This is a genomic window from Dictyobacter kobayashii, assembly GCF_003967555.1.
In the GTDB taxonomy this organism is placed as follows: Bacteria; Chloroflexota; Ktedonobacteria; order Ktedonobacterales; family Ktedonobacteraceae; genus Dictyobacter; species Dictyobacter kobayashii.
This window is the reverse complement of the sequence record NZ_BIFS01000001.1, coordinates 606,818-631,178: the sequence shown is the minus strand read 5'-3', so window position 1 is coordinate 631,178 and position 24,361 is coordinate 606,818. Positions and strand designations below refer to the sequence as shown.

At 51.0% G+C, this 24,361-nt stretch carries 22 protein-coding genes and 2 pseudogenes; 19 read left to right on the top strand and 5 right to left on the bottom strand.

Features of this window, described 5'->3' with window-relative positions:
• Positions 1–15: 15 nt before the first annotated feature.
• From EL645_RS02785 to EL645_RS02755, 7 genes and pseudogenes are all read left to right on the top strand, one after another.
• A complete protein-coding gene (locus tag EL645_RS02785) occupies positions 16–807 on the top strand; it encodes a CoA-transferase subunit beta (RefSeq protein ID WP_126548625.1) in 792 nt (263 codons plus the stop codon).
• Positions 791–2,146: a 3-carboxy-cis,cis-muconate cycloisomerase gene (gene pcaB / locus EL645_RS02780; protein WP_126548624.1), complete on the top strand. Its 1,356-nt coding sequence runs from the start codon at positions 791–793 to the stop codon at positions 2,144–2,146. Before EL645_RS02785 ends, pcaB begins: the two co-directional genes overlap by 17 nt.
• A gap of 36 nt (positions 2,147–2,182) precedes the next feature.
• Positions 2,183–3,357 (top strand): annotated as a pseudogene (locus tag EL645_RS02775) (4-hydroxybenzoate 3-monooxygenase).
• A gap of 620 nt (positions 3,358–3,977) precedes the next feature.
• Entirely contained in the window at positions 3,978–4,487 is a 510-nt protein-coding gene (locus EL645_RS02770) for an FMN-binding protein (RefSeq protein ID WP_126548623.1), read from the top strand.
• A 5-nt stretch (positions 4,488–4,492) separates the two neighbouring features.
• On the top strand, positions 4,493–5,236 hold the full coding sequence (locus EL645_RS02765) for an FAD:protein FMN transferase (protein ID WP_126548622.1): 744 nt from the start codon (positions 4,493–4,495) through the stop codon (positions 5,234–5,236).
• On the top strand, positions 5,233–6,753 hold the full coding sequence (locus EL645_RS02760) for an RnfABCDGE type electron transport complex subunit D (protein WP_126548621.1): 1,521 nt from the start codon (positions 5,233–5,235) through the stop codon (positions 6,751–6,753). The genes EL645_RS02765 and EL645_RS02760 overlap by 4 nt, the downstream gene beginning before the upstream one ends.
• A 229-nt stretch (positions 6,754–6,982) precedes the next feature.
• On the top strand, positions 6,983–7,270 hold the full coding sequence (locus EL645_RS02755; RefSeq protein WP_126548620.1) for a hypothetical protein: 288 nt from the start codon (positions 6,983–6,985) through the stop codon (positions 7,268–7,270).
• A 38-nt stretch (positions 7,271–7,308) separates the two neighbouring features.
• Here the strand turns inward: EL645_RS02755 and EL645_RS02750 are convergent, their stop codons facing one another.
• The 3 genes from EL645_RS02750 to EL645_RS02740 all read right to left on the bottom strand — a co-directional run bounded on the left by EL645_RS02750 (position 7,309) and on the right by EL645_RS02740 (position 10,015).
• Entirely contained in the window at positions 7,309–8,397 is a 1,089-nt protein-coding gene (locus EL645_RS02750; protein ID WP_126548619.1) for an ABC transporter substrate-binding protein, read from the bottom strand.
• A 150-nt stretch (positions 8,398–8,547) separates the two neighbouring features.
• Positions 8,548–8,943 (bottom strand): PPOX class F420-dependent oxidoreductase, encoded by a 396-nt coding sequence (locus EL645_RS02745; protein ID WP_126548618.1) that lies wholly within the window; start codon positions 8,941–8,943, stop codon positions 8,548–8,550.
• Positions 8,944–9,154: 211 nt separating this feature from the next.
• Positions 9,155–10,015: an SDR family oxidoreductase gene (locus tag EL645_RS02740; protein ID WP_126548617.1), complete on the bottom strand. Its 861-nt coding sequence runs from the start codon at positions 10,013–10,015 to the stop codon at positions 9,155–9,157.
• Positions 10,016–10,245: 230 nt separating this feature from the next.
• Between EL645_RS02740 and EL645_RS02735 the strand changes: the two genes are divergently transcribed.
• Entirely contained in the window at positions 10,246–10,956 is a 711-nt protein-coding gene (locus EL645_RS02735) for a TetR/AcrR family transcriptional regulator (protein ID WP_161977055.1), read from the top strand.
• 124 nt (positions 10,957–11,080) lie between these two features.
• Here EL645_RS02735 and EL645_RS43840 read toward each other — a convergent pair whose 3' ends face one another.
• Together EL645_RS43840 and EL645_RS02730 are read right to left on the bottom strand one after the other, a co-directional pair.
• Positions 11,081–11,203 carry a hypothetical protein gene (locus EL645_RS43840; RefSeq protein WP_281276255.1) on the bottom strand — a complete coding sequence of 41 codons (123 nt, stop codon included), beginning with the start codon at positions 11,201–11,203 and terminating at the stop codon, positions 11,081–11,083.
• 161 nt (positions 11,204–11,364) lie between these two features.
• Positions 11,365–11,805 carry a rhodanese-like domain-containing protein gene (locus EL645_RS02730; RefSeq protein ID WP_126548615.1) on the bottom strand — a complete coding sequence of 147 codons (441 nt, stop codon included), beginning with the start codon at positions 11,803–11,805 and terminating at the stop codon, positions 11,365–11,367.
• Positions 11,806–12,291: 486 nt separating this feature from the next.
• Here EL645_RS02730 and EL645_RS40205 point away from each other — a divergent pair, with 486 nt between their 5' ends.
• From EL645_RS40205 to EL645_RS02675, 11 genes and pseudogenes are all read left to right on the top strand, one after another.
• A complete protein-coding gene (locus tag EL645_RS40205; protein ID WP_174845287.1) occupies positions 12,292–12,663 on the top strand; it encodes a hypothetical protein in 372 nt (123 codons plus the stop codon).
• A gap of 6 nt (positions 12,664–12,669) precedes the next feature.
• Entirely contained in the window at positions 12,670–13,572 is a 903-nt protein-coding gene (locus EL645_RS02720) for a DUF5724 domain-containing protein (RefSeq protein WP_126548614.1), read from the top strand.
• Positions 13,569–14,600: a DUF5724 domain-containing protein gene (locus EL645_RS02715; RefSeq protein ID WP_126548613.1), complete on the top strand. Its 1,032-nt coding sequence runs from the start codon at positions 13,569–13,571 to the stop codon at positions 14,598–14,600. Before EL645_RS02720 ends, EL645_RS02715 begins: the two co-directional genes overlap by 4 nt.
• Positions 14,506–15,807: a DUF4132 domain-containing protein gene (locus EL645_RS02710; RefSeq protein ID WP_161977054.1), complete on the top strand. Its 1,302-nt coding sequence runs from the start codon at positions 14,506–14,508 to the stop codon at positions 15,805–15,807. The genes EL645_RS02715 and EL645_RS02710 overlap by 95 nt, the downstream gene beginning before the upstream one ends.
• A 330-nt stretch (positions 15,808–16,137) precedes the next feature.
• Complete coding sequence (locus EL645_RS02705; protein WP_126548611.1) at positions 16,138–17,487, top strand: extracellular solute-binding protein; 1,350 nt, start codon at positions 16,138–16,140, stop codon at positions 17,485–17,487.
• A gap of 78 nt (positions 17,488–17,565) precedes the next feature.
• On the top strand, positions 17,566–18,546 hold the full coding sequence (locus EL645_RS02700) for a carbohydrate ABC transporter permease (protein WP_126548610.1): 981 nt from the start codon (positions 17,566–17,568) through the stop codon (positions 18,544–18,546).
• Positions 18,546–19,415, top strand: coding sequence for a carbohydrate ABC transporter permease (locus EL645_RS02695; protein ID WP_126548609.1), 870 nt, complete (start codon positions 18,546–18,548; stop codon positions 19,413–19,415). The genes EL645_RS02700 and EL645_RS02695 overlap by 1 nt, the downstream gene beginning before the upstream one ends.
• Before the next feature lie 112 nt (positions 19,416–19,527).
• On the top strand, positions 19,528–20,406 hold the full coding sequence (locus tag EL645_RS02690) for an SDR family oxidoreductase (RefSeq protein WP_218031686.1): 879 nt from the start codon (positions 19,528–19,530) through the stop codon (positions 20,404–20,406).
• A 187-nt stretch (positions 20,407–20,593) separates the two neighbouring features.
• On the top strand, positions 20,594–21,130 hold the full coding sequence (locus tag EL645_RS02685) for an RNA polymerase sigma factor (protein WP_126548608.1): 537 nt from the start codon (positions 20,594–20,596) through the stop codon (positions 21,128–21,130).
• A gap of 12 nt (positions 21,131–21,142) precedes the next feature.
• The gene (locus tag EL645_RS02680) at positions 21,143–22,708 is read left to right on the top strand and encodes a WD40 repeat domain-containing protein (RefSeq protein ID WP_126548607.1); all 1,566 of its coding nucleotides are present in this window, start codon (positions 21,143–21,145) and stop codon (positions 22,706–22,708) included.
• Between the two features lie 479 nt (positions 22,709–23,187).
• Positions 23,188–24,328: pseudogene (locus tag EL645_RS02675) on the top strand (FAD-dependent oxidoreductase).
• Positions 24,329–24,361 lie beyond the last annotated feature (33 nt).

Here is a 24,361-nt window from a genome sequence, read left to right as displayed (position 1 = left end):
GTGAGAGGAAGTTCAATGGAATATTCTGCGCTGGAGATGATGGCCATTGCCGCGGCACGTGTCCTAAAAAATGAGGATGTCTGTTTTGTCGGCATTGGTGCCCCTTCGGAAGCCTGTAACCTGGCGCGGTTGACCCATGCGCCCGACATCACACTCATTTATGAATCAGGGACGATTGGTACCCGGCCCGCGGTCTTGCCGCTCTCGATTGGCGATCCGGAATTGAGTGAAACGGCCCTGACCACGGTATCTGTGCCAGAGATGTTTCAATACTGGTTACAGGGCGGACGCATCTCGGTTGGTTTTCTAGGCGGAGCTCAACTGGATCGTTTTGGCAATATCAATTCGAGCGTCATTGGGGATTATCAACGCCCTAAAGTGCGGCTCCCTGGAGGGGGTGGCGCGCCAGAGATTGCCAGCCAGTGTGGCCAGACCTATATTGTTATGCGCCAGAATCGCCGTACATTTGTTGAGCAGGTAGATTTTATTACCTCATTTGGTTATGGACGTGGTGGTGATCATCGTCAACAGCTTGGCATTACTACATTAGGACCCACCCTGGTGGTGACCGATCTTTGTCTGTTAAGACCAGAGCCTGGAACACACGAGTTAATTGTTACTTCGCTGCATCAGCGTGTCACGCGTGAAGAGGTTGTGCGCAATACCGGCTGGCCAATTCGGTTTGCGCCTGTCGTTGAGCAGACGCAACCTCCAACCATTGATGAGCTAACGATATTACGTGAACTGCATGCGCGTACAGAGCAGGCTCATACGGGAAAGGCGCTACCCCATGTCAGAACCGATTGATTTCTTATTCAGTACGCCGGCAATGTCTGCTATCTTCTCAGCCGAGGCACATGTGAGCAGTATACTGGCTTTTGAAGCGGCCCTGGCCCAGGCAGAGGCCCGTGCCAGTGTTATCCCAGCCAGCGCTGCCAGCGCTATCACGGCCCATTGTCGCTTAGAGCTATTCGACATAAATACTCTTTATCAAGAGGCGGCCGTTGCGGGGACGCTGGCTATTCCACTTGTACGTATGCTGACGGCCCAGATCGAGGGGGAGGCGCACAAATATGTGCATTGGGGCGCCACCAGTCAGGATGCGCTTGATACGGCGCTGATGATGCAGGCTCGTGAGGGCATAAATCAGCTCGTGGATGGATTGCTGGCGATCTGTGCGCTCTGTGCCAGCCTGGCTGAGCAGCATCGGGGTACCCTGATGATTGGGCGCACCCTTTTGCAGCCTGCGTTGCCGATTACCTTTGGGATGAAGACTGCGCGCTGGTTGAGTATGCTCTTGCGCCAGTTACAGGCGTTGGATGAAGTGCGGACGCGGGCCCTGGCCGTGCAACTGGGAGGAGCCGCCGGTACATTGGCTGCCTTAGGCAACAAAGGTCCGCAGGTAGTGGAGTTTCTGGCCGATAGTCTGCAACTGCCTGTACCGGATCTGCCCTGGCATACCGAACGAGATCGTGTGACCCATATCGCCACGGTCCTGGGTGTGATCGCGGGGGCGATGGCCAAGATCGCCGAGGACCTGGTATTGCTGAGTCAGGGCGAGGTGGGTGAGGCAGTAGAGCAGTCCGCACCGGGGAAAGGTGGCTCATCAGCCCTGCCGCAGAAACACAATCCTGTCTATGCGACCAGTGCCCTGGCCTCATCACGCCTGGCCCTGGGCGAAGTTCCCGTACTACTCGCAGCCATGGTCCAGGAACATGAGCGTGGTGTTGGTGGCTGGCAGGCTGAGTGGATAGCCCTACCCAACCTTTTTCGCTATACCGCATGCGCGGTAGCGAGGGTGCAATCCGCGCTGACCGGTCTCCAGATTGATGATATCCGTATGCGCGCGAATATAGAGCTAACAGGTGGACTGATTATGTCCGAGTCACTCACTATGGCCCTGGCTCATCATCTTGGACGTCCGGTGGCCCAGAGTATTGTAAAAGCAGCCTGTGAACACGCCAGCCGGGTGGATATCTCACTGCAGCAAGCAGCCATGGCGGAAGAGCAGATATCTTCTATTCTGACAGCGGCCGAGATCGAACAGGCCCTCGATCCAGCATCCTATCTTGGAAGCTCAGATATCTTTATCGATCGGGCCCTTAAGGACTATCATGAATTACGCATAGCACGAGGTGGTGTATAGATTTTTTACTCATGGAGGAGACGAATGACTATGCATATGCATACCCGTGTCGGCATTATTGGCGCTGGTCCGGCTGGCTTATTTTTGTCGCTCCTTCTGGCATTGGAGGGGATCGATTCAATCGTCATTGAAAATCGTAGCCGGGCAGAGGTGGCATCAACGATCCGTGCCGGTGTGCTTGAGCAAGGCACGGTAGATCTGATGCGTGAAATGGGTCTTGGCGAACGTATGCAGCGCGAAGGGGTGGTTCATCATGGCATTGAGTTGCGCTTTGATGGCCGCGGACACCGCATTAATTTGCATGAATTGACCAATGGGCGCGCTATCATGATCTATCCACAACATGAGGTCATTAAGGATTGTATTGCGGCCCGCCTCAAGCAGGGTGGTCAGATCCTTTTCGAGGTGCAGGAGGTGCAACTTTCCGGGGTGGCTAGCGATCAACCGCTTATCCAGTTTATGCATGACCATGAGCAGGTTGAGCTACAATGTGATTTTATTGCGGGCTGTGATGGTTTTCATGGCGTGGCGCGTGGCTCTATTCCTGCCTCGATCCAGCATACGTATAGCCGCGCCTATCCCTTTGGCTGGCTGGGCATCTTGCTCCAGGCTCCTCCATCGGCACAAGAATTGATCTATGCCTATCATCAGCGCGGCTTCGCCCTGGTCAGTACGCGCTCACCAGAAATTCAGCGTATGTATATCCAGTGCGATCCGCAGGACGATATCGCCAACTGGTCCGATGCTATGATTATTGAGGAGCTGCAAGCGCGCCTGGTCACCCATGACAACTGGCAATTGCGCGTGGGACCGATTATCCAAAAGAGCATTCTGGCTATGCGCAGTTTTGTGATTGAGCCGATGCAATATGGTCACCTCTTTCTCGCTGGTGATGCCGCCCATATTGTGCCGCCAACGGGTGCCAAGGGCCTTAACCTCGCTGTCGCCGATGTCCGGCACCTGGCCCGCGCGTTGGCCCAGAGCGGCGCACCGACCTCTTAGAAGCGTACTCCGCTACCTGCCTACGACGCGTCTGGCGCACCGAACACTTCTCGTGGTGGATGACCTCGATGCTCCATCGCTTTCCAGATGATGATCCCTTCCAGCAGCGTATGCAGCGCGCCCAACTCGAGTACACCGTTAATTCTCTGGCCGCTGCTACCAGTCTGGCCGAGAATTATGCCGGGCTTCCCTTCATCGAGCAATCATAGCCAGAGGAGCCATTTCGCTTCCTGCTTGTCATACATTATTACCGACCTCTTCCATTAGTTATAGGCTCAAGGGAAGAGGTTTTTTCTGTTGGTACTTTACAATTTTTTTACAGCTTTACGTCTCTTTTTTGATATCGACGCGCTACTATTGATTTAAATGAGTCATAGGACAATGACGACCTCTGAGAAACCTTGCCTGAGTTATCAATGTGATCTGTATGCTATTAATCCAGACTTCATATTCTTGTGATAAATAAGGAACGTACTATAAGTAACCAGATCTGTGTTCCTTGTGACTGCTTTGCTGTTCGACGTAGCTAAAAGACATTGATAATGATTATTGTCAGGCGCGCATGCTTTCTACTTTCTCAGACATTGTGTTCTTGTTGGCAAAGTCAATTAGAAAGTTGGCGTAAGGTTTTAATGGAATTCAAATAAAAGCAATGTAAGCTTTGAGTATAAATAAAAAACGAAAGACAGTCATATGTTCGCTTGCAAATTTTTTGGACTAAGGTAGTCAAAAATGGCAAGCTGAGCGCTGGCTGTAGACCTGGTCCTGGTGACCTTTTCTCTACCATAGCGATTATGGCTCGTGCATTTTTCGGAAGGATATCATATACATGAAGAAATTAACTGTAGCGGTCCTCATTGTAGGCGCCTTTATTCTCTATAGTTTACTATTCAGCCATGCTAACCAGGTGGCTGTTTTACCCTCAACCCCAACGAGTTCAAGTTCTTCGTCAAGCTCATCAAGTACATCAGGCTCGTCTGGCTCATCGGGTAACTCGAACTCCAATGGTGCAACGCCAACAACTGTGCCCAGTACAAATGGTTCCTCGAGCGGTCAATATAAAGATGGTTCATATACGGGAAGTGTGGCGGATGCCCATTGGGGCAATATTCAAGTCAAGGCAATCATTCAAAATGGCAAGATCAAAGACGTACAGTTTTTGCAATATCCCAATGATCGCAATCGCTCAGTTTCTATTAATAGCTTTGCCGATCCACAACTGACACAAGAGGCCATTCAAGCGCAAAACAATAATGTTGATATTGTGACCGGTGCTACCGATTCGAGTGAGGCATTTATTCAGTCGCTCGGCGATGCGCTGTCCCAGGCTAAGGCATAACACCCATGAAGAATACACGTCTGCTGATGGGCATGCCAATTACCGTTGAAGTTCTGGATGCAGCCGCCACAGAGGCTATTTTAGAGCAAGTGTTTGACTATTTTATCGCGGTTGATGAGCGCTTCAGTACATACAAAACTGATAGCGAGATTTCGCAAATCAATCGAGGTGAGTTGCCAGTCGAGCGCTATAGCGCGGATATGCAGACTATTCTGAAGCTCAGTGAGCAGACCAGGGAGGAGACGCAGGGATATTTCGATATCCACCATAATGGTAGCTGTGATCCTTCGGGCATTGTCAAAGGCTGGGCTATCCAGAATGCGGCCGCTATATTAAAGGCGCAAGGCTTGCAGAATTTTTATATTGATGCTGGCGGAGATGTTCAGGTGGCCGGCAGTAAAGATGGCCATCCCTGGCGTATTGGCATACGCAATCCTTTCAATCGTAACCAGAATGTAAAGATTGTGGCCCTTACTGGGCAAGGCATCGCCACCTCTGGTACGGCCATTCGAGGACAGCACATCTATAATCCACATGATCCGCAGAAGCAGTTGCAGAATATAGTCAGTATTACCGTTATTGGGCCAAATGTATATGAAGCGGACCGCTTTGCCACGGCCGCCTTTGCGATGGGGGAGAAGGGAATACTTTTTATTGAAAAATTAGCTGGTTTTGAAGGATATATGATTGATGCCCATGCTCGTGCGACGTATACCAGTGGATTTGAAAGGTATGTATTAAAATCATGATAGCAAAAATAGATTACCTGTTGGATCGCATAACTATGTACCGCCTGGTCCTTTATATCCTGATCGCATTGATCGGCGTCGCGGCGGTCCTGGCCTACTTTAAATTTCTGCCTTTCTCGCCACTGGCGTTGCTGGCATCTACCGCCGTACTGGTCATCATCTGTTGGGCCATGAACACCATCATGGGGTACTTTTTTGAAGTGCCCACCAATATTGAATCCGCCACCATTACGGCCCTGATTCTGGCGCTGATCATTGACCCGGCGCAGTCACAGGCCAGTTTTCAATTTCTCGGTTGGGCGGCCATCCTGGCCATGTCTTCCAAATATATCCTGGCCATTTACAAAAAGCACATCTTCAATCCAGCAGCCATCGCGGTCGTGATTACCTCTTTTGCGCTGGGTGAGTCGGCCAGCTGGTGGATTGGCACTACCAGTATGTTGCCCCTCGTCTTGATCGGTGGTTTGTTGATTGCTCGCAAACTACGCCAGATAGACCTGGTCGTAATTTTTAGTGTGACCGTACTTGTCTGTGCCTGTGTGCTTGATCTGGTGCAAGGCAAATCAGCCCTCTCAGAATTCAACCAGTTGCTGTTGCTCTCGCCGCTTGTCTTCTTTGCTACAGTAATGCTGACCGAACCATTAACGGCACCTCCCACCAGAAATCTACGACGCATCTACGCCGTGCTCACTGGTGTCTTATTCATTCCTCAGATCCATATTGCCAGCATCTACCTGACCCCGGAACTGGCCCTGGTGCTTAGTAACATTTTCTCCTACCTGGTCAGCCCCAAACAGAAAGTTGCCCTTAAGCTCAACCGGAAAATCAAAATGGGCCCAGATATTCTGGATTTTGTCTTCAAACCTTCACAGAAATTGGCTTTTACCCCTGGACAGTATATGGAATTCACGCTGGAGCATCCTCATGCTGATAGCCGGGGCAATCGCCGCTACTTTACGCTGGCCTCTTCGCCGACCGAGAACAATGTACACCTGGGTGTACGCTTCTATGACAAGGGGAGTAGCTTTAAGAATGCTATGTATCGCATGGATGGTAAAACAAAGATTGTGGCCGCCCAGATTGCCGGAGATTTTACGCTACCATCTGATCCTAATGAAAAGCTCGTGTTTATTGCGGGCGGCATTGGTATTACCCCATTTAGAAGTATGCTGAAGTACCTGCTCGATATGCGCCAGCGACGCGATATTATCCTGCTCTACGCCAATCGATACGCCAACGAGATCGCTTATAAAGATGTCTTAAACTCTGCCTATACACAACTGGGTATCAAAACATTTTGCACCCTGACCGACACCAGCGCCATTCCGCGTGACTGGACCGGTTTTGTCGGCCGACTCAATGAGCAGATGATCCTCCAGACCATTCCTGATTATACTGAGCGCACGTATTATATCTCTGGACCCCCGGACATGGTGCGAGCCTATGAACAGGTTTTGAAAAATATGAACGTTAGAAATGATCAGATCAAAAAGGACTTCTTTCCTGGCCTGGTCTAGTTGATCTTGGGCCTGTTGACTTTAACATAAGGGGGAGTGTCACATTTTCTACTGGTGAACGTGTGTACTTTATGATAGAACTACCTGACTACCTTTACTACGATGGTAAACGTCAATCAGCAGGAGATACTCTCCTTTACGAAGGAGCGCGGTATATGAATTTTCGGTAGAGCAGTCAAGATGATAACGTCTGATCCTTGAATTCTCAATGGTTGAGAGGGGGCAGAAAATGGCAAAAAGGCACCAATACTGGCGGTCAAAAATGGCTGGGGGTCGCAATAATCCCCAAAAAAGTACACCGATTACTACTGGAACATACAAGAAGCCAGAAACCTTTCATGCGCAAGCAATGGCGCACGCAAATCCTGGTGTACATCCTCAGACAGAAAAAAAGCCAGCAGGTCGGGATCTACGCATGGGGCGTACCCACAAGGCTGATTCACAGGAGTGCACTCAGGATCGAGATGTGCGATCCGGTAGTGCTTCGAATGCACATAAGCATCGCAAGGGTTCCTAGGTATTATCAAGCTTGCATGCCTGAACAAGTCCCGAAGATTATTGATTGAATGGCACAAGTAGAGGACGCTCTGCTTGCTCTGGCGGCCATACCACACGGCGTTCCCCATCCTGCCATTGCACGATAAGTACCTGGTGCGCTGCTTGCAGGCCGCTCTGAGGATCGATGCGAAACGCGCCATAGAGGGTATTGCATTCCAACTGGCGAGCAGCCGCGAGCTGGTCTGCATCCTCACAACATCCACTATCGCGCAGACAACGCGCGCAGAGTAGCCCGGCGGCGAATGCCTGGGCCGCTGGATAGGGAGGGTCATCCCCTACCATTTTCTTATAGTTTTTAACAAACCAATCTACATTAGGCCCTTCATCCGCTTCTAGTGCTGCCGTGGATATCCATTGTGCTGGACCTAGCAAACCCTCTCGTAGCTTTCCTAGTGGTGCCAGCACTTCTTCTACCCCGGCTCCAACGAATGCCGACGCACGCCATTTACGTGTCAGCAAGGGCGTAGCTACCGCCAGCTCGTCAGCGAAGTTCCCTACCACTAACAGTACATCGGCGTCCGGGACGGTGTGTGCCATGGTCGCAGCCTGCTGCGGTTTGAAAGATATGGATTGTAGTTTAAATTGAAGCTCGCTGGCAGCCTTTATGGCACCACCTGCCACATCGCGTCCGAAGCCAGTCGTAGCATGGAAGAGCGAGACCGTCGTTGCAACTGGATCGAATGCACGCACAGCCTGCAGGACGCCTACAAAATAGGTTGAAGCTGGTGAAAGTACATTGATGACCTGTGGAAACTCTGGTAAAGACAGTCGAGAAGTGGCACCACCATGATTCCAGATCGTACGTTGGGTGGCGCGTGCCATCGCGAGCATCGTATTACTGCCATATGGCCCAAACAATATATCGGGCCGTGTATTTAGCGCTGCCTGGAGGCCCGCGGCCATATCACTGCCCAGGTCATAGACATCAAGCTCCACGCCGGTCCATGGAGGAGGTAATTGCGCAGCATGGCGGGCCCATAGCGTAAGCCCATTGGCACAAGCCCGACCAAACGGGGCCAGCGAGCCACTCAAAGGGGTCACGAGTGTTGCCCGTAAGAGGCGCGTTCCCTGCTGTGGGCGCTTCATCCCTTGAGCCCTCCCAATAGGTATGCCCTGCGCGAGCGATGATTTTCATTTGATAGAAAGAAAGGGACATATAGCATAGTTTAGCATTATTATTGTATCGCTCGCGCGGGGAAAAGCGCCTTTGAGGGACGCTTTATTACTTTGCAGGCGTTAGCCCTGATAGGTTACATGTTCTGGTTGTACAACCATCACCACACGCTCATCGCCGGGTTGATGCCACGGATATTTATCGAGACCAAGATATTTCTTAGCCATAGAATTGATGAAATCCAGCTTAGGATCCTCATCAACGCGTACCACCTTGCCGCGAATTTCAAGGTAGCGCTCTAATAATTTGGGATCTGTAATTGACAGCGCGATACGTGGATCGCGTTGTAGATTATGATACTTCTGACGACCTTTAGTCAGGCTAAAGAGAACATGCTCACCATCCCAGCCAAACCAGACCGGCGAACTCTGGGGTTCCCCTTTAGGTCCGATTGTTGCCACATGAGCAGCAGATTTTGTGTTCAGGAGATCCTTATATTTTTCTGGAATCACTGCCATTGCTAACTTCCTTTGTTTGCTTCGTGCATTTTTAGTAAATCCACTTTAACTCTTAAAAAGAAGGATGTATATCTTGCAAACCTGGAAATTGTTTGCTGTTGCGTTTTCCTTCAATATCTATTAATCGTCACTCTCTGTTGAGATGTGGACTACTCGATTGACCCACGTTTCAGGCAGTGAAAAAATTTCACCAGTCCTCAGTGATTTGTTTCTATTTGCCCAGGCGTGCTTCGAAAAAAGCCAGCATAGCATCTCCTGTTGGATCAACATATTTTTGAGCGGCCAGGCTCTGGATAGTCTCGGAGGTTGTGTAACGGAAATGCGGTGTCTCGCCTAGCGCAGCCGTGAGGATCACCTGACCAACCTGTTCTGGTGTCTGCCCTATCGTAGCGAAGCGTGTTTGGGTTTTGCCCATGTATGACTCAAGCATTGGGCCATAGATTGCTTGTAAATCCTGGCCAGGTGCGGGCAATCCTGAAATAACCGAGGAGACAAAGTTGGTATTGACCGGACCTGGCTCAATCAGGCATACATCAATTCCCAGGCGTTTGGCGACCGGTGCAAAGCTTTCCATCAGCCCTTCAACCGCAAACTTGGCCGCGCAATAAGCATCGTTGAATGGTTGCCCAATGAGGCCACCAATACTACTAATGGTTATGATGCGACCTGAGCGAGCTGAACGCATATAGGGAAAGACAGTCTGGGTGACACGCCAGACCCCAAAGAAGTTCACATCCATCGTGCGCTGCAGATCCTGCATAGAGGTTTGTTCCAGCGTGCCCAGATAACCTGCTCCCGCATTGTTCACCAGCAGATCTATCCTTCCATAGGTCTGGATCACCTCATGGACGCAGCGCGAAATGGAGGCATCATCCTGCACATCAAGCTGGCGCACATCGATGCTGCCGCCAGCCTCGCGTGCCTTTGTTTCTAACTGTGTTGCCTTTGCTGTATCCCGCATAGTTGCAACAACGGTGACCCCTTGCTGTGCCAATAGCACAGCGGTACTGAGACCAATGCCAGATGAAGTTCCAGTAACCAGCGCGATCTTCCCAGAAGGTTGAGTACTCATAGTGTTGTCCTTTCATATTGCTGAAAAATGGCTGTAAATAGGAAAACCTGCCAACATCTTTTCCTGAACGCAAACTAATGACGTATCTGCGAATACTATAGCATAAATATCGTACAAAGTAAACCAAATTTACATTTTTGGTTTACTTTGTACGATTCGTTTACATGACCAACTCAATTTGTTATACTGGTGTAAAACTGTTGCAGGGAATACAGGTAATAGGAGCGGGTATGAAAGCAGATAGTGGCGACACAACCCCAGGGCCCCGCCAGGATTTGAAAGAGAAGTATCTCCTAAAATTGCTGCCCGTTATCAAGCAGCGTGGATTTAGCCACCTGAGAATCGATGATATAGCGCGCTATATGGATATCAGCAAGGCTACCTTTTACAAATACTTTGCCTCGAAAGAGGAAGTAATTGAACAGGTGGTAGACATGGTAGTTGCCTATTTTTACCAGGCTTTTACCCTGCTAGAAGATGATTCCTCCACTTATCTACAGCGCTTTCAGCATATTTTTGGGCAGGCAGTGCTGATCGCCAGCTATCTTTCTGATGCGTTTGTGTCTGATTTAAAACAGGTCTTTCCTGCGCTGTGGGAGCGCGTCAAGCAGGTTCAGCAGGAACGGCAACGGCAAATTCAAAAATTCTATCAACAAGGGGTTGCCGCAGGGGTCTTCCAGCCCATTAACCCTATATTGTTGATGCTTCAGAATGAAATGCTCCTGGGGAGCATCATGGACCCCATATTCCTGATGGAGCACGATCAAACACTAAGAGCGCTATTGTATGACTACTATGAGCTACAAAAATACCAGTGGCTGGCGCCTGAGGCTCGTATGAAGATAGACGATGCACCCATAAAAGAATACATAGATAAGATGGCACAAAAGATCTCTCTCGGTATGCGCCTCGATGGTGGTCCCGATCTTTTTCGATCCTGAAATCTCCTCTAAGCTTGCTTTTGGGATGTATACCATGCTGAGAATCATAACTACCTTGTTATGCCTTCTGGCTCAAGGTAGTTAATGTATTGTTGCATTTGGTTGTATCTATTTTTAGGTGTTACTAACGACCACGTACTACGCGACGGATAACGCGCGCGGCGGCAGTAATCAGGACTGTTTCGGCGATCCATCTCAAGATTGGCGAACCTTTTCTCTCTCTTCTGCCGCGATCTCTTCTAAACATATCTTGTCTCCTTCCTTTCGCATTATGAATAGTTTCCTCATAACATTAGTACGTATGATCCTATGTAATAGTGGCAAATCCCTGGCTATTCTATGGCTTGCCGTATCTGCCAACATCGGTCAGGAAGCAGCAAGCTATTTCTCCTGATTTTCTATATTTACCTAGCGCACGAGAGGTGCCTGTTCGCCCAGCGTTCCTTCTACTGGTCCACCTTCACGCCTCCAATACTCGATTCCTCCTAGCATTTCTTTCACCTGGAAACCCAGTGCGCTCAGCCTGGCCGCGGCTTTGGTAGCAGCGTTGCATCCGGGAGACCAGCAATAGACAACAAGCAGTTTCTCTTTGGTGAGGTGTGTAGTAGAAGCGGCCGTGATTTTGCGATATGGCAGATTGATAGCTTCTGGAATATGGCACTCCTCGAAATCCTGAGCACCACGGGCATCAATCAGGATGAAACCATCTTGTCCACGTTGCAGATCCAGCCTGACATCGGCTGCGTCGGTTTCCACTGAAAGTTTGGCGAGAAAATGACGGTGTGCCTCCTCGGGGCTGGCTGCTGGTGTTTCCGTAACTAAGGAAAAATGGGAAGTAGTTGAACTCATAGTAACGACTCCTCTTGCTGTTTTGATGGTTGAACTGTATCTAGCACCTGGCGCATCCATACTCTACCATAGATTTTCTATCTGTGTGCGTTATAGTTTTCGATTAAAGAGTTCAACAATTTTGATGGATGGCAATCAGTGGATTTTTCTCTTACAGTTCATCTATAGTTTCCATTTTTCATTTTTAAGTATGCTGGCATCACCTTTCTTTTCAACTCCCAATTGTTGGTGGAAGTAGCCCTGGTTACACGCCAATGGTTGTATAACCGCTTTCCTCTCTCATCTGGAGAATGGTATCGTGTGGATGAAAGCTGATCAGTAGAGGCGAAATGCTACACACTCCATTCAATGAGAGTGCGTTTCACCCCTATTGAGATTATCTAGAGGATGACTTATGGATGAGGCTAATATAACTCTGCGCATCGAAGCCAGGGTGATTGGGAAGCGCAAACCACTGGGTGCTCCCTGGCAGGTGACACTCTCCCCATGTTGTTGCGCACTGACACTGAGATCGGGCAGACTTTGCTACTGCGTGACTTGATCGCGGCACTGGTGCGCGTGGAAGTTCAAACTTTTCGGCTCCGCCAGCAAGAACGCCGCATGCTCAGCGTTTTAAGTGCTCAGGAGATCAACGATGCTGCCCAAACAGGCAAGATTAGCATGGGAGGTGAAGAAGCGCAGGCCTCTGGTGAGGTCGATGAGGATGAGGCGGTTCAGGTAGCGCTACAAGGCTTTGTAGATGGTATCTACCTGGTCTTTCTTGATGGCCAGCCACTGCGCGCATTGGATGCCCCGGTGCAGTTGCATCTGGATAGTTTCCTGCTCTTTATTCGCCTTGTTGCCCTGGTAGGAGGTTAAAATAGGATGGTCCTTTCACGCGAAGATGTTCGGGATAGATTGAAATCCGAAGAGACGGCGAACTGGTTGGAGCTCTCTTTAGCCGCCATTGAGAACGAGTTACCAGCTCCCTTGCGTAGTCCTGCCTATGCATTGTTAAATCGTGATGAGCATGGTAAAGAACTGAAGCAGATCTATGATGCCACAGAGTGGCCGCGCCAGCTTAAAGAGCGAGAAAAGCAGATGGCTATTTTGGCTGATCTGAGCTCGAAGGAGCGGTACGCGATTTTCGTGGCAGTGGTGCCTCGCCTGGCCACGCATCTGGAAGCGGCGTGGCAACTGTTCGAACAGTTACCATATCAGTTTCTTGCCCATCGGCGCGCCTTTCGTGCGCCAGCTCAGACCAGAGCATATCGCGAGAAACGTCTGGTCTGGCTTAGAAACATTATTTTACAACTGGCGCCCTATCGTGAGAAAGAGTTGGCCTGGTTCGCCGCCTGGGTAGCGTATCTTGCCCCGTACAATACACAGCCCTTCGGTATCCTCTTTGCTGCTACCATCGATGCGGGCGGCTCTGAGGGTGAAGAGATCTTTCAGCTTCTATTAGCCTGCGCACGTGGCGAACATGAGATTGGCAGGATGGGTCGCCATGTGACCACTGGCCTGCTCGTGGCGGACCGTCAGGATGGTTGGACGTTAGTGGAACACCTGTTGCTGGCCGCCCAACGCGAAGAAGGCCTGCGTCAAGTAATTTTGGAGACGGTGGACGAGGCTCATCCCCAGGCGTTTCGTCGCATGCTCAAACTTATCCTTGAGCACAATTTGTTGCGTTTTAGTGCCATAGTGCGTGCCGTTGATGTCTGGTTGGGCTTCGACAGGGACGTTTCGGACGCCGATGATCTACGTCGTGCCCTTAGCGCGCGTTGTTGACCCGTAAAAGCGTTGAACTGCGGCGCGGCCTGCTTGAGTTGTTGCTCAAAGGTGACGATCAGGCCGTGCTGGCCAGTGCCGGTCGGCTGCTGGCTCAAACACATACCTCGCAGCGCCAGGCTGGACTGGATCTGCTCAATGGATTGATTGCAGACAAACGCCAGGTCGAGCAGGTGACAGCGCTGGCTCGTTCTTTCGCTAAGGGAAGTGAGAGTCTCACTCCTGCAGAGAGCGTGCTCCTTGAGACGATCTTCGCGGCCGGTCGCACAGAAGAAACGTATACGCGTGAGAATGTTTTGGGCCTGATCAACCCCGAACAGCGCACGCCGATTGTTCCACCGCGCAACCTGAGCGTGACTATTGATACACCAGCCGCGCGTGCCTGTCTGCGTTCCCTTGACGCACTGATTGAGGAGCAGAGCACAACTCCGATACAGGTGAAAACCTGGCGTGGCCATGAGGAAATGCTTTTAGGCAATATAAAGCAACCTTATTACCTGCCGCAACCCGACCTGAAGCTGAATGCCGCCGAGGACGAGCGCGAGCATCTGCCGCTGGCTGAGGTCTGGCTCACGTGGGAACGCGAGCGGCCCGCTTCTCTGCGCGATGAAGATGGCCTTGAACTTGTCCGAGCCGCCCTTTTCCTGCGAAGGATGTTCAGGTCGCTTCCAGTGAAGGAAAGTGAGGTTGCCAGCCAGGAACCATTCATCTTGCGTTATTACCTCTTAATAAGCTGGCTACTCAGCTGGCTGCGTCGCCGTCAAGAGATGTCGCTCGTGACCTTGAACTTCCTGCTCGATACCGCAGAAGCCGCGCTTGCCCATATTGATGTCGCCAAACTGGTGACCCAGGAAACGGATTCCCAGAGGCTTGCTAGTGAGCGGCACTATACCCATTATCAATTCTCCTGGTATGGAGGACTGGCGCTTCTCCATGAGTATTCCATCTGGCATGGGCAAAAATGGGAAGCGGAGCACGTCAAACGCCACTGGCAACTTGCGCAACGGCATGTTGAGTGTTACGGTTGAGGATATCACGGTTACGCTGGAGCTTGATCCTATTTCTGCTGAACCGGCATTAAACGTAGTTGGAAATAAAGGCAAAAAGCTCAAAAGCCTGCCGGTGCGCTTGAAAAAGCACGAGGAGGTCGCGCATCTACTCGACCGCAAACGCGAAATCGAGCGCCAGATCTCGCGTATACGTGCCACACTGGAAGCTTCGATGTGTCGCGGCGAGTACTTCACCGCGCGCGAAATCCTTGATCTGCTGGCCCATCCCGTGCTCTCATGCTTGCTGCAACAGCTCATCATCGTACGCGACGCTGATAGGTCAGCCATGGGTTATCCGTGCCGTCTCGAGGGCAAAGGCGAGCCGCAACTCGGCTTACGCTCTTACTCTGGCAACACCAGCGCGGTCGAACTCACTGCCAAAGATCTGCGCCTGGCCCACCCGCACGACTTGTGGCAGACAAAAACATGGCACGCGTGGCAGCGCGAGTGCTTCACAGTAGCGCGCACCCAGCCGTTCAAGCAGGTTTTCCGCGAACTCTATGTCTGCACCAGCAACGAAACACGACACGGTGATGATGCGCTCTCCCAGCGCTACCATGGCCACCAGGTCCAGCAGCGCCAGTCGCACGCTTTGTTGGGACAGCGGGGCTGGATTGTTGACTACGAAGAGGGGGTGCGGCGCACCTTCCATGCTGAGAAGCTGACCGCCATTGTCTCCTTCATCCATGGCGTTTTCACTCCCAATGAGGTTGAAGGGCTGACTGTAGGGGATGTCTTCTTTCTCCAGCGTGATAGCTACAAGCCCATCGCGCTGGCCAGCGTCCCGCCACGCGTCTTCAGTGAAACTATGCGCGACCTGGACCTGGTGGTCAGCGTTGCCCACAGTGGCGGGGTAGATCCAGAGGCCAGTACCTCAACCGTGGAAATGCGCAGCGCCCTGGCTAGCGAAACCTGTACGCTGCTTGGTATCGAAAATGTCACGTTCAAGAGTTCCCACGCCTTGATCTCCGGTTCTCTCAGCCATTACAGCGTCCACCTCGGCAGCGCCAGCGTCCATCGTCAGCCAGGCGGCGCGCTCTGCATCATCCCTGTGCATGCCCAGCATCGCGGGCGCATCTTTCTTCCCTTCGCCGACAACGATCCCAAAACAGTAATCACCAAAATCATTACCCTGGCCCGTGACCACGAAATCAAAGACCCCAGCATCCTGGAACAGATTTTGTGAGCGCGACATGCCTTGTGAATAGAGATCCATGGCTCATCCCGAATTCGGGATGAGCCATCTTTTTTTATCTAAAGTGCCTCTGTGTCATTTTCTTTATTATAAAGGATTGCTTTTGGTCTTAAATTTGAGTATGCTTGTTTTCGGATAAGATGATTTATAGCCCTATGAAGCTGCTTTCCTTATTACCTCTGTCTTTATGCTTGTTATGTTTTCGGTGTTTAGCAGATTGTATGAGGAAATTTTTTGTCATTATGGCCTTGTACTGGCCAGTGTTTTTCAGCGCTGTATTTGTTATCCCATGTTTGTTATCCAATGGAGGAGACAAAATCGATGAAAGCAAGCAGCCGACTAATGAGCCTTTGCTCATCTTGGATTGTATTGCTGTCACTTGTGCTGGCAGCATGCGGTGGTTCCAGCGGTGGTGGGACCACGAACAGTGGTGGTCAAACCCTCCACGTACTGGTAGGTGTAAACACGCTCTTTGCGACACAGCAGAAGCAATGGATGCAGCAAATTGGTAACGATTTCCATAAGGCGACCGGGAGTAGTATTGTCTGGGATACGTACTCGAGCAGCAGCGAGGAACAGACAAAGCTCCAGACCTCGATTGTCAGCGGGAGTGGCCCCGACATATTTAGCCTGGGCACTACCTTTGTGCCTACGGCACAAGCAACGAAAGGTTTCACCACGCTCACCGCTGATGACTGGAACAAGGTGGGTGGGAAGAGCCGTTTCTTCCCGCAACAGATGACCATGTCCGGGTCATCGCCCGATCAGTCGATTGCTGTTCCCTGGGTGATGCGTCCTTTTGGTATGGTCTATAATACGGACCTGTTCAAAAAGGCCGGGATCAGTGTTCCTCCTACCACCTGGAGCGATTTTGTTGCTGACGCTAAGAAAATGACAGACTCTTCTACCGGCGTCTATGGAGCGGAAACGGACCCCTCTGATTCATATGATCCATGGAAGATCTGGTGGATGTTCAACGAGCAGATGGGTGGTGGAAGTTTCCTCTCCCCGGACCTCAAGACCGCTGAAATGAACTCACAAACGGCTGTCGATTCCGTCAAGTTCTGGTTTGACTGGGCCACCACATACAAGATTACCGATCCTAACTCGATGACGTGGAAAGCGGCTGATGCCACGCGTGCCTTTGATAACGGTAAGGTAGGCATGTTGATTATGGTCACGCCGACGATCACACCGACGCTCCAGAAGTCGGCTTTAGCAGGCAAGTACGCTTTTGCGCCCATGCCAACGGTGCCTTATGGTATGCAGCAGCGGCCAGCTAACGGCGTAGCCGCCTCGACGATTGTGTCCGGTGACATGCTTGCCGTCGCTGATTACTCCAATGTAAAGGATCTGGCTTTCAAGTTTATTAACCTGGTTACAGATTACCAGCACCAGCTCGATTGGACCAAAACCTTCGGAGATTTGCCCACGAATGTGCAGGCCGCGAATTACCTGAGCAGTAAGGACCCCACGACCGCGGCCTTTGTCAAGGCAGAGCAAGGTGCCACGCCGACTCCCTTCTCTGGTGAGTGGGGACCGCTCGAGGTCGCATTAGCCAGTGTCAGTTCCAAGCTGGCCAATTCGGTTGCGACGAATCACTATAATTCCTCCCAGATCAAGCCACTGCTGGACCAGGCCAACAAAGCGATTCAAAGTCAGCTGCATTGAGGATAGGATGCGCTCTGATATGAAGCTGAGAGAGACCCGTGTTCAGGCGCGGGTCTCGTAGCCTTGAAGGTAGGAAATATGTCAATACAACCTATTCCAGAAACCAGCCCCGTAAGTCCCTCCGCTCTCCCCGGAGCACGGATACCTGAGCATGCTCCCAGTAGCGGCGCCGGCGGACGGCCTCTCTGGCTTATGTGGCCAAGCATCATCATGCTCTTTGTGATTGTTGGTATCCCTTTTCTGATCGCCGTATACATTAGCTTCTTGAATCTCGATCAATATACGCTGAGGAGCTGGATTCATGCTCCATGGGTCGGGTTGACGAACTACGTGAACTCGTTTATTGAGGGTAATATTGTTGGTGATTCAACGTTGGTGTCGTTAGGGGTGAGCCTGGGGTTCTCGATACTGACGACCGTGATCATTACACCTATTGGGGTACTGGGCGCGTTGACCGTCAATACTCCGTATCGTGGCCGCGGCGTTGTGCGCGCGTTATACTTGATCCCCTATGTGATACCGACATTTGTGACCGCGCTCGTCTGGCGTATGATGTTCTTGAATAGAAGCGGGCTTGTTGATCGTTTCCTGTCCGCTATACATGTAGCGAGCATTAATACATACTGGCTGTTGGGGCCAAATAGTTTCTGGGCGATGGTTATCGCCGATGTGTGGGCTTCCTGGCCGTTCATCTACATTATGGTCCTGGCCGGATTACAGTCGATTCCGGCTGATATGTACGATGCCGCCTCGGTGGATGGAGCGAACTCCTGGCAACGGCTGACAATGATCGTTTTGCCGCAACTGCGTAGCATCCTGGGACTTGCTCTACTGCTCTCGACACTGAATCACTTCAACAACTTTACGCTGCCATTTGTAATGTTTGGCACGCCTCCTCCAGTGCAGGTTGATGTCCTGCCTCTCAATATCTACGTCACCTCATTCCAACTATTTAATTTCGGACTTGGTGGGGCGATGTCCGTGATTACACTGATTGTTATGTTGATTCCCGGTATCCTTTACATTCGCATGCTACGCCTTGGGGAGGTGACCGTATAATGAAGAGGCAGAGAAATGCGCAGGATATTTTATCGCCGCCTGTACGCATCATTGCGACCGTGTTCCTGATAATCTTCGTGTTGATACCTGTCATCTATACATTATTGCTCTCAGTCACTCCCGATAGTGAGATTAGTGATGGTGAGCATCTTCTTCCGTCCAACTGGGCTTTTGGCAATTATATCCAGATGTGGACGACGGTAAACCTGGCGCAGGGTTTATTTAATAGCCTGTACATCTCACTGGTTGCGAGCGCCATCGCTGTGATCATGGCTGTCGGCGCGGGATATGTCATTTCCCGTTTCAAGTTCCATGGACGTTTGCCCTATCTTTACTCTCTCATTGGTTTACAGACCGTGCCAGGCGTGATGCTGTTGCTGCCACTCTTTGTACTCTTTGCTTCGATCCAGGCTGTGCTCCAATTCAAACTTGTGGGGACATACCAGGCGGTAATCATTACATATCTGACATTCGCGCTTCCATTTGCTACCTGGCTTATGGTGTCGTACCTGGGCAGCATACCGATAGACCTGGAGGAAGCGGCGCTTGTCGATGGCGCGACACGGTTGCAGGCGCTCTGGAGAGTAATAGTGCCGCTCGCGCTTCCAGGTGTGGTGGTTGCCCTGGTCTTTTCCTTCCTGACTGGTTGGAACGATGTGTTATTCGCCAGCGTACTTACGGCTCCGGAAACGCGTACCATCGCAGTGCAATTGCAGGCTTTCAGTTCCGCGCAGGAAGGTGGCGCGCTGCCCTTGTATGGACAATTGATGGGCGCGTCGGTCGTGAGTGCTCTGCCTGTCGTCATTTTGTATATGGTGTTCCAGCGCTATTTGATTGGCGGCCTGACGGCTGGAGGCGTGAAGGGATAAAATGCAGGCTGTATGCTATTGTTAGTAATAGACAGCAATCTACACCTTATGCAAAAAAGGAGGAGCGTGCCTCTCTTCGCCTGGATGCGAGAGCTCTGGCACGCATTGATGCATGAATCAGATATACCAACCAATGCACGGCAAGATTTGCCTGGTGACTGGTGCAACTTCAGGGATTGGTAAAGCCACAGCACTTGGCCTGGCAAGGCAAGGGGCAACGGTGGTCATGGTTGCACGCAATCAGGCAAAAGCAGAGGCGGCCCGCCAGGAAATCCAGCTAGCCAGTGGGAATACCTCGGTTGACCTCTTACTCGCTGATCTCTCATCCCAGTCATCAGTCCACCAACTGGCCGCAACGTTTCTGGAGCGCTATGAGCATCTGCACGTCCTCATCAACAACGCGGGTGTCTTTCTGACGAAACGCACCCTCACAGTTGACAATCTGGAAATGACCTTTGCGGTCAATCACCTCGCACCTTTTCTGCTTACGCAACTGCTGCTTGAACGCCTGAAGGTCAGCACACCGGCGCGGATTGTGAATGTCTGTTCTGGCGCGCATTATACAGCCCATTTACCATTGCAAGATCTGCAATTGCGGCGCGGCTACAATGTTTGGCGGGCTTATGCGCAATCAAAACTCGCCATGCTCCTGTGCTCGTATAAGCTGGCTCGCCAGCTGGAAGGCAGTGGCGTGACGCTCAATTGTCTCAACCCCGGCTTTGTGTTCACTAACATGGGCATGTCCAATGTCGGACCACGCGCGCAGGCGGTCGCAAAGGCACTCCTCTCACGAATGGGGTCCAGTCCCGATAAGGGGGCACTCACGTCGCTTTTCCTGGCCATGTCACCCGAAGTCGAGCAGGTAACCGGAAAATATTTCGATAAGCTGATCTTAAAACAGACATCAAAAGACTCGTATGACCTGGCATTGCAAGAACAGATCTGGGCGATAAGCATGCAACTGGTTCAACTGCCCATGGAAGCTCAGTAAGTAGCTTCAGATGATTTGGGCGAGGTAGGGGAGGTGGCGCTCATGGGTGCCATCTCCCCTACCTCTCTTTTTTGATGATCATTTTGCTGTTCCAGAAGATCGATTTGTGACATTTTGTGCATATTCACGATAGTGATAAGTGATATGTTCATGCACGAACATTGATTACAAAATGTAGGAATCAGATATGCGGCAACAGTTATACCTGGATGAGAATATTGATTCGACAATAGCTCTTCTCTATCAGCAGCATGCGCAGACACTCATTACATATCTACGTTTGCATCTACCGCTACGAGAGGATGCGGAAGATATCCTGGTGGATATCTTTGTTGCGGCAATAGAGAACCAGGCATTAAGCTCACTTGAACCTGGACAGCAGAGGCAATGGCTTTGGCGCGTCGCGCACAACAAAGTTGCTGACTACTATCGTCTGGTGGCCCGCAGGCGGCACACTGTGACGTTAGAGGAAGTTACGGACAGCCTTCTTGATGACGACGAACTGGCGCCGGAATGGTTGGCAGAACGCAGCGAGGAGTACGCACGTTTACAGATGCATGTACAAGGACTGCCGGAAATCCAGCAGAAAGTGTTACATTTGCGTTTTGTGAACGGCTTACGTTGCGCGGACATCGCCAGGATGGTAGGAAAACGAGAAGGGAACGTGCGCATGATCCTCTCTCGCACCCTCAATTTCTTACGCACTATCTACGAAAGGCACTGAGGTATAGCAACGATGACAGATCACAGCAACGAATTTACACCTGAGGATGTGGATGAACAGGTTGAACAACATATGCCTCTCACGACCGCTGAGCCTTTGCGATTGATGGGTCCGGAAGGTAGTGCTGATGACAGGTTGATAGTGGATCTACAATTGATGTATAGCCAGGGCGCACCCCGAGCTACAAGTGATGAAGATGCACAATCGCTCCAGAACGCCTGGAAACGCATCACAGCGGTTGCCGCAGAGAAGCAGACAAGGAAGTCGGGGCCTGCTCTGCCCCAGAATAAGAGGAATATCACAATGCTTCAACGGGAAAACCAGAAGGCCAGCCGATCAGAGAAGCGACATACTTTGCAGAATCGGCTCGTGTTCATTACTGCAGCATGCGTCGCAATAATGGTAGTGAGTAGCATGGTGTTATTGTTTCATAACGTACGCCAGGCAAAAACACAGGTAGGTGCGGGTACAGGACATCCAAGTCCAGCGGTGACCACAACACCTGGCTTCAAACCCACGACAACGAACTCGCCAGTTACATTGAGTCGTAATGTGGGGAAAAACGTCTACACCTGGGTTGGGCAACAACATGGGCAGATAGATGGTGTGTATGATCTATCCTGGTCGCCAGATAGCAAACGTATCGCCAGCGCCAGTATGGATGTTGACCTATGGGATGCTACCACCGGTCAAAACGTTGTCTCCTTTCAGCCATACCTCAATGGTGGAGGAGCAAGTATCCTGGCGGCAAAATGGTCACCAGACGGCAAGTATATTGCATCGGTAAAAGGTGGACAGATACAGATCTGGAATCCTATCACGAAGGCGATTGTGCAGACTCTGACCTATCCAGGCGTGCAACCTGTCGCGTCGATAAATACACCTCTAGCAAAGATAAGTGAAACGTCGTATCTGGGTAGCTATCAGCATATGAGTGGTGGTACATTCATTTATGGTTTTGCCTGGGCTCCTGATGGAAAACGGCTTGTAGCCGCCAGTCCCTTTGCTAATGGTACTACAAGTATGGTGATCTGGGATCTGGCAACCCAGCAGACAACGACATTGACAGGACATAGCGACCAGGTAGATAAGGTTGCCTGGTCGCCTGATGGTAAGTATATCGCCTCGTCATCCTACGATAGCACGGTGCGTGTGTGGGATGCGGCAACAGGAAAGAACATTTATACGCGCAATGCTCCAGGCTCACGTGACTCTGCTGCACTCGCCTGGGCGCCCAATAGAGGTGACGAGCGATTGCTGGTTGGCTATAATAGCGGCTCGATTGAGAGCTTTGACGCAACCAGCGGCGCTCATCTTCTGGTGTATAATAGCGCGCACATGAACCAGAGCATCTCTTCTGTGGCCTGGTCTCCCGATGGCAAGGTTGTTGCCGTAGCAGGTAATGGTGTTAAGTTGCTCGATGCGCATAAAGACGCGTTACTCTTTACCTATACAGGGAACGCGAATTACATCCGTTCGATGGCCTGGTCTCCGGACGGAAAATACATTGCTACTGGTGACAATATGGACGAGGGTGGTTCTCTTAATACCGATGTAAAGGTCTGGATAGCCCGGTAAGGATCAGTCATAAAGAAGGCATGACGAAAAAGGAAGCCAAAAGTCGATTGATAAGTCGACTTTTGGCTTCCTTTTATTTTTATGAGCAGAAAGCATATCTATCTTCTCAACCTTCAGCAGCGAAAAGGACGACTTCCAGGGTTCACTTTTTCTCGGTCAGTTTGAGCTGAATTTACAGAGGCGAGCGCGAAAATTACCGGTGAGGGTTTGACAGCATCTTTCCTCTGGTGTATGATGTTCTTATCAATTAATGAACTAGGTTGATTATCAACCAGGTTTGTTAAAATGCGTGCTCTTTTCCCTTAACAGGGACTTATGAAGGAGAAACTTGCTGTGGACAACAAAGATGAAAAAGGAAAGATGAGACAGACGAGGGATAAGCCTGGCATCTATTAAGACATGCTTGATCATCTCGACAGTTCATCACAGGTAAAGCCCTCTCTTCTAAATTGTTTGTCAATGCAAAAGGAGACACGATCTTGGAACAACACATTACTATTATCGGCGCCGGTCTTGGTGGCCTCACCCTTGCCAGCATACTGCATAAACACGGTATTGACGTTGCCGTTTACGACCTTGAAGCATCACCTACTATCCGTCATCAGGGAAGCATCCTGGACATGCACGAGGAGTCGGGTCAGCTTGCCTTACGGAAGGCGGGACTTTTTGAGGCTTTTCGGCAGAAGGTTGTCCCAGCAGGCGACGATATGCTTATTCTTGACAAGAGCGGGACCGTTCGCTGGGAAGACAGCGGCGACGATAGCCGACCAGAGATTGATCGCGGGTCACTCCGTGAAATCTTGCTCCAATCACTGCCAGTCGAGAGTATTCATTGGGGAAGCAAAGTGAGCAGTGTCGCCAAACTGGAAGAGGGAAGCTATGAGGTACGACTGGCGAATGGTGAAACATTCACAACAGGGTTATTGATCGGCGCGGATGGTGCCTGGTCAAAAGTCAGGCCGTTGCTATCAGGCGCGCAACCCATATACTCAGGCATCTCATTCATTGAAACATATCTCTTTGACGTAGATACATGTCATCCTGAGATTGCCAACCTGGTTGGTCGCGGTTCGATGTTTGCGCTATCTGACGAAAAGGGTCTGATGACCCACCGCGATGGCGATGGACGGCTCACCGTCTATATCGGGCTGAAGATACCTGAGCATTGGATGACCTCCGCTGGCATCGACGCTAGCGATACCGAGGCAATCAGGCTGCACCTGCTCAACTACTTTTCTGGCTGGGATGACCGGTTACGTGCTCTCATTGCCGAAAGCGATGCAGAATTTATTCATCGCGGCATCTACGCATTGCCGGTTGGGCAGCGTTGGGGAACGCGTCCCAGGGGTCACGTTGCTTGGCGATGCCGCCCACCTGATGTCGCCGTTCGCTGGCGAGGGTGCCAATCTCGCCATGCTTGATGCTGCCGAGTTAGCCGAAGCTCTACTTACTCACCAGAACGACGTGGAAGCGGCCCTCGCGGCGTACGAAGCAGCATTATTCCCTCGGAGCGAAGCTGCCGCCGCTGAATCTGCCACCAACCTTGTCGACAGCTTCAGTCCTGGCGCTCCTCAAGCTATGGTTGACCAGATGGCTCTCTATACGTCTCAAGGAAAGTGAGGAACAAGCTGTCAATATATGCTATGCTACAGA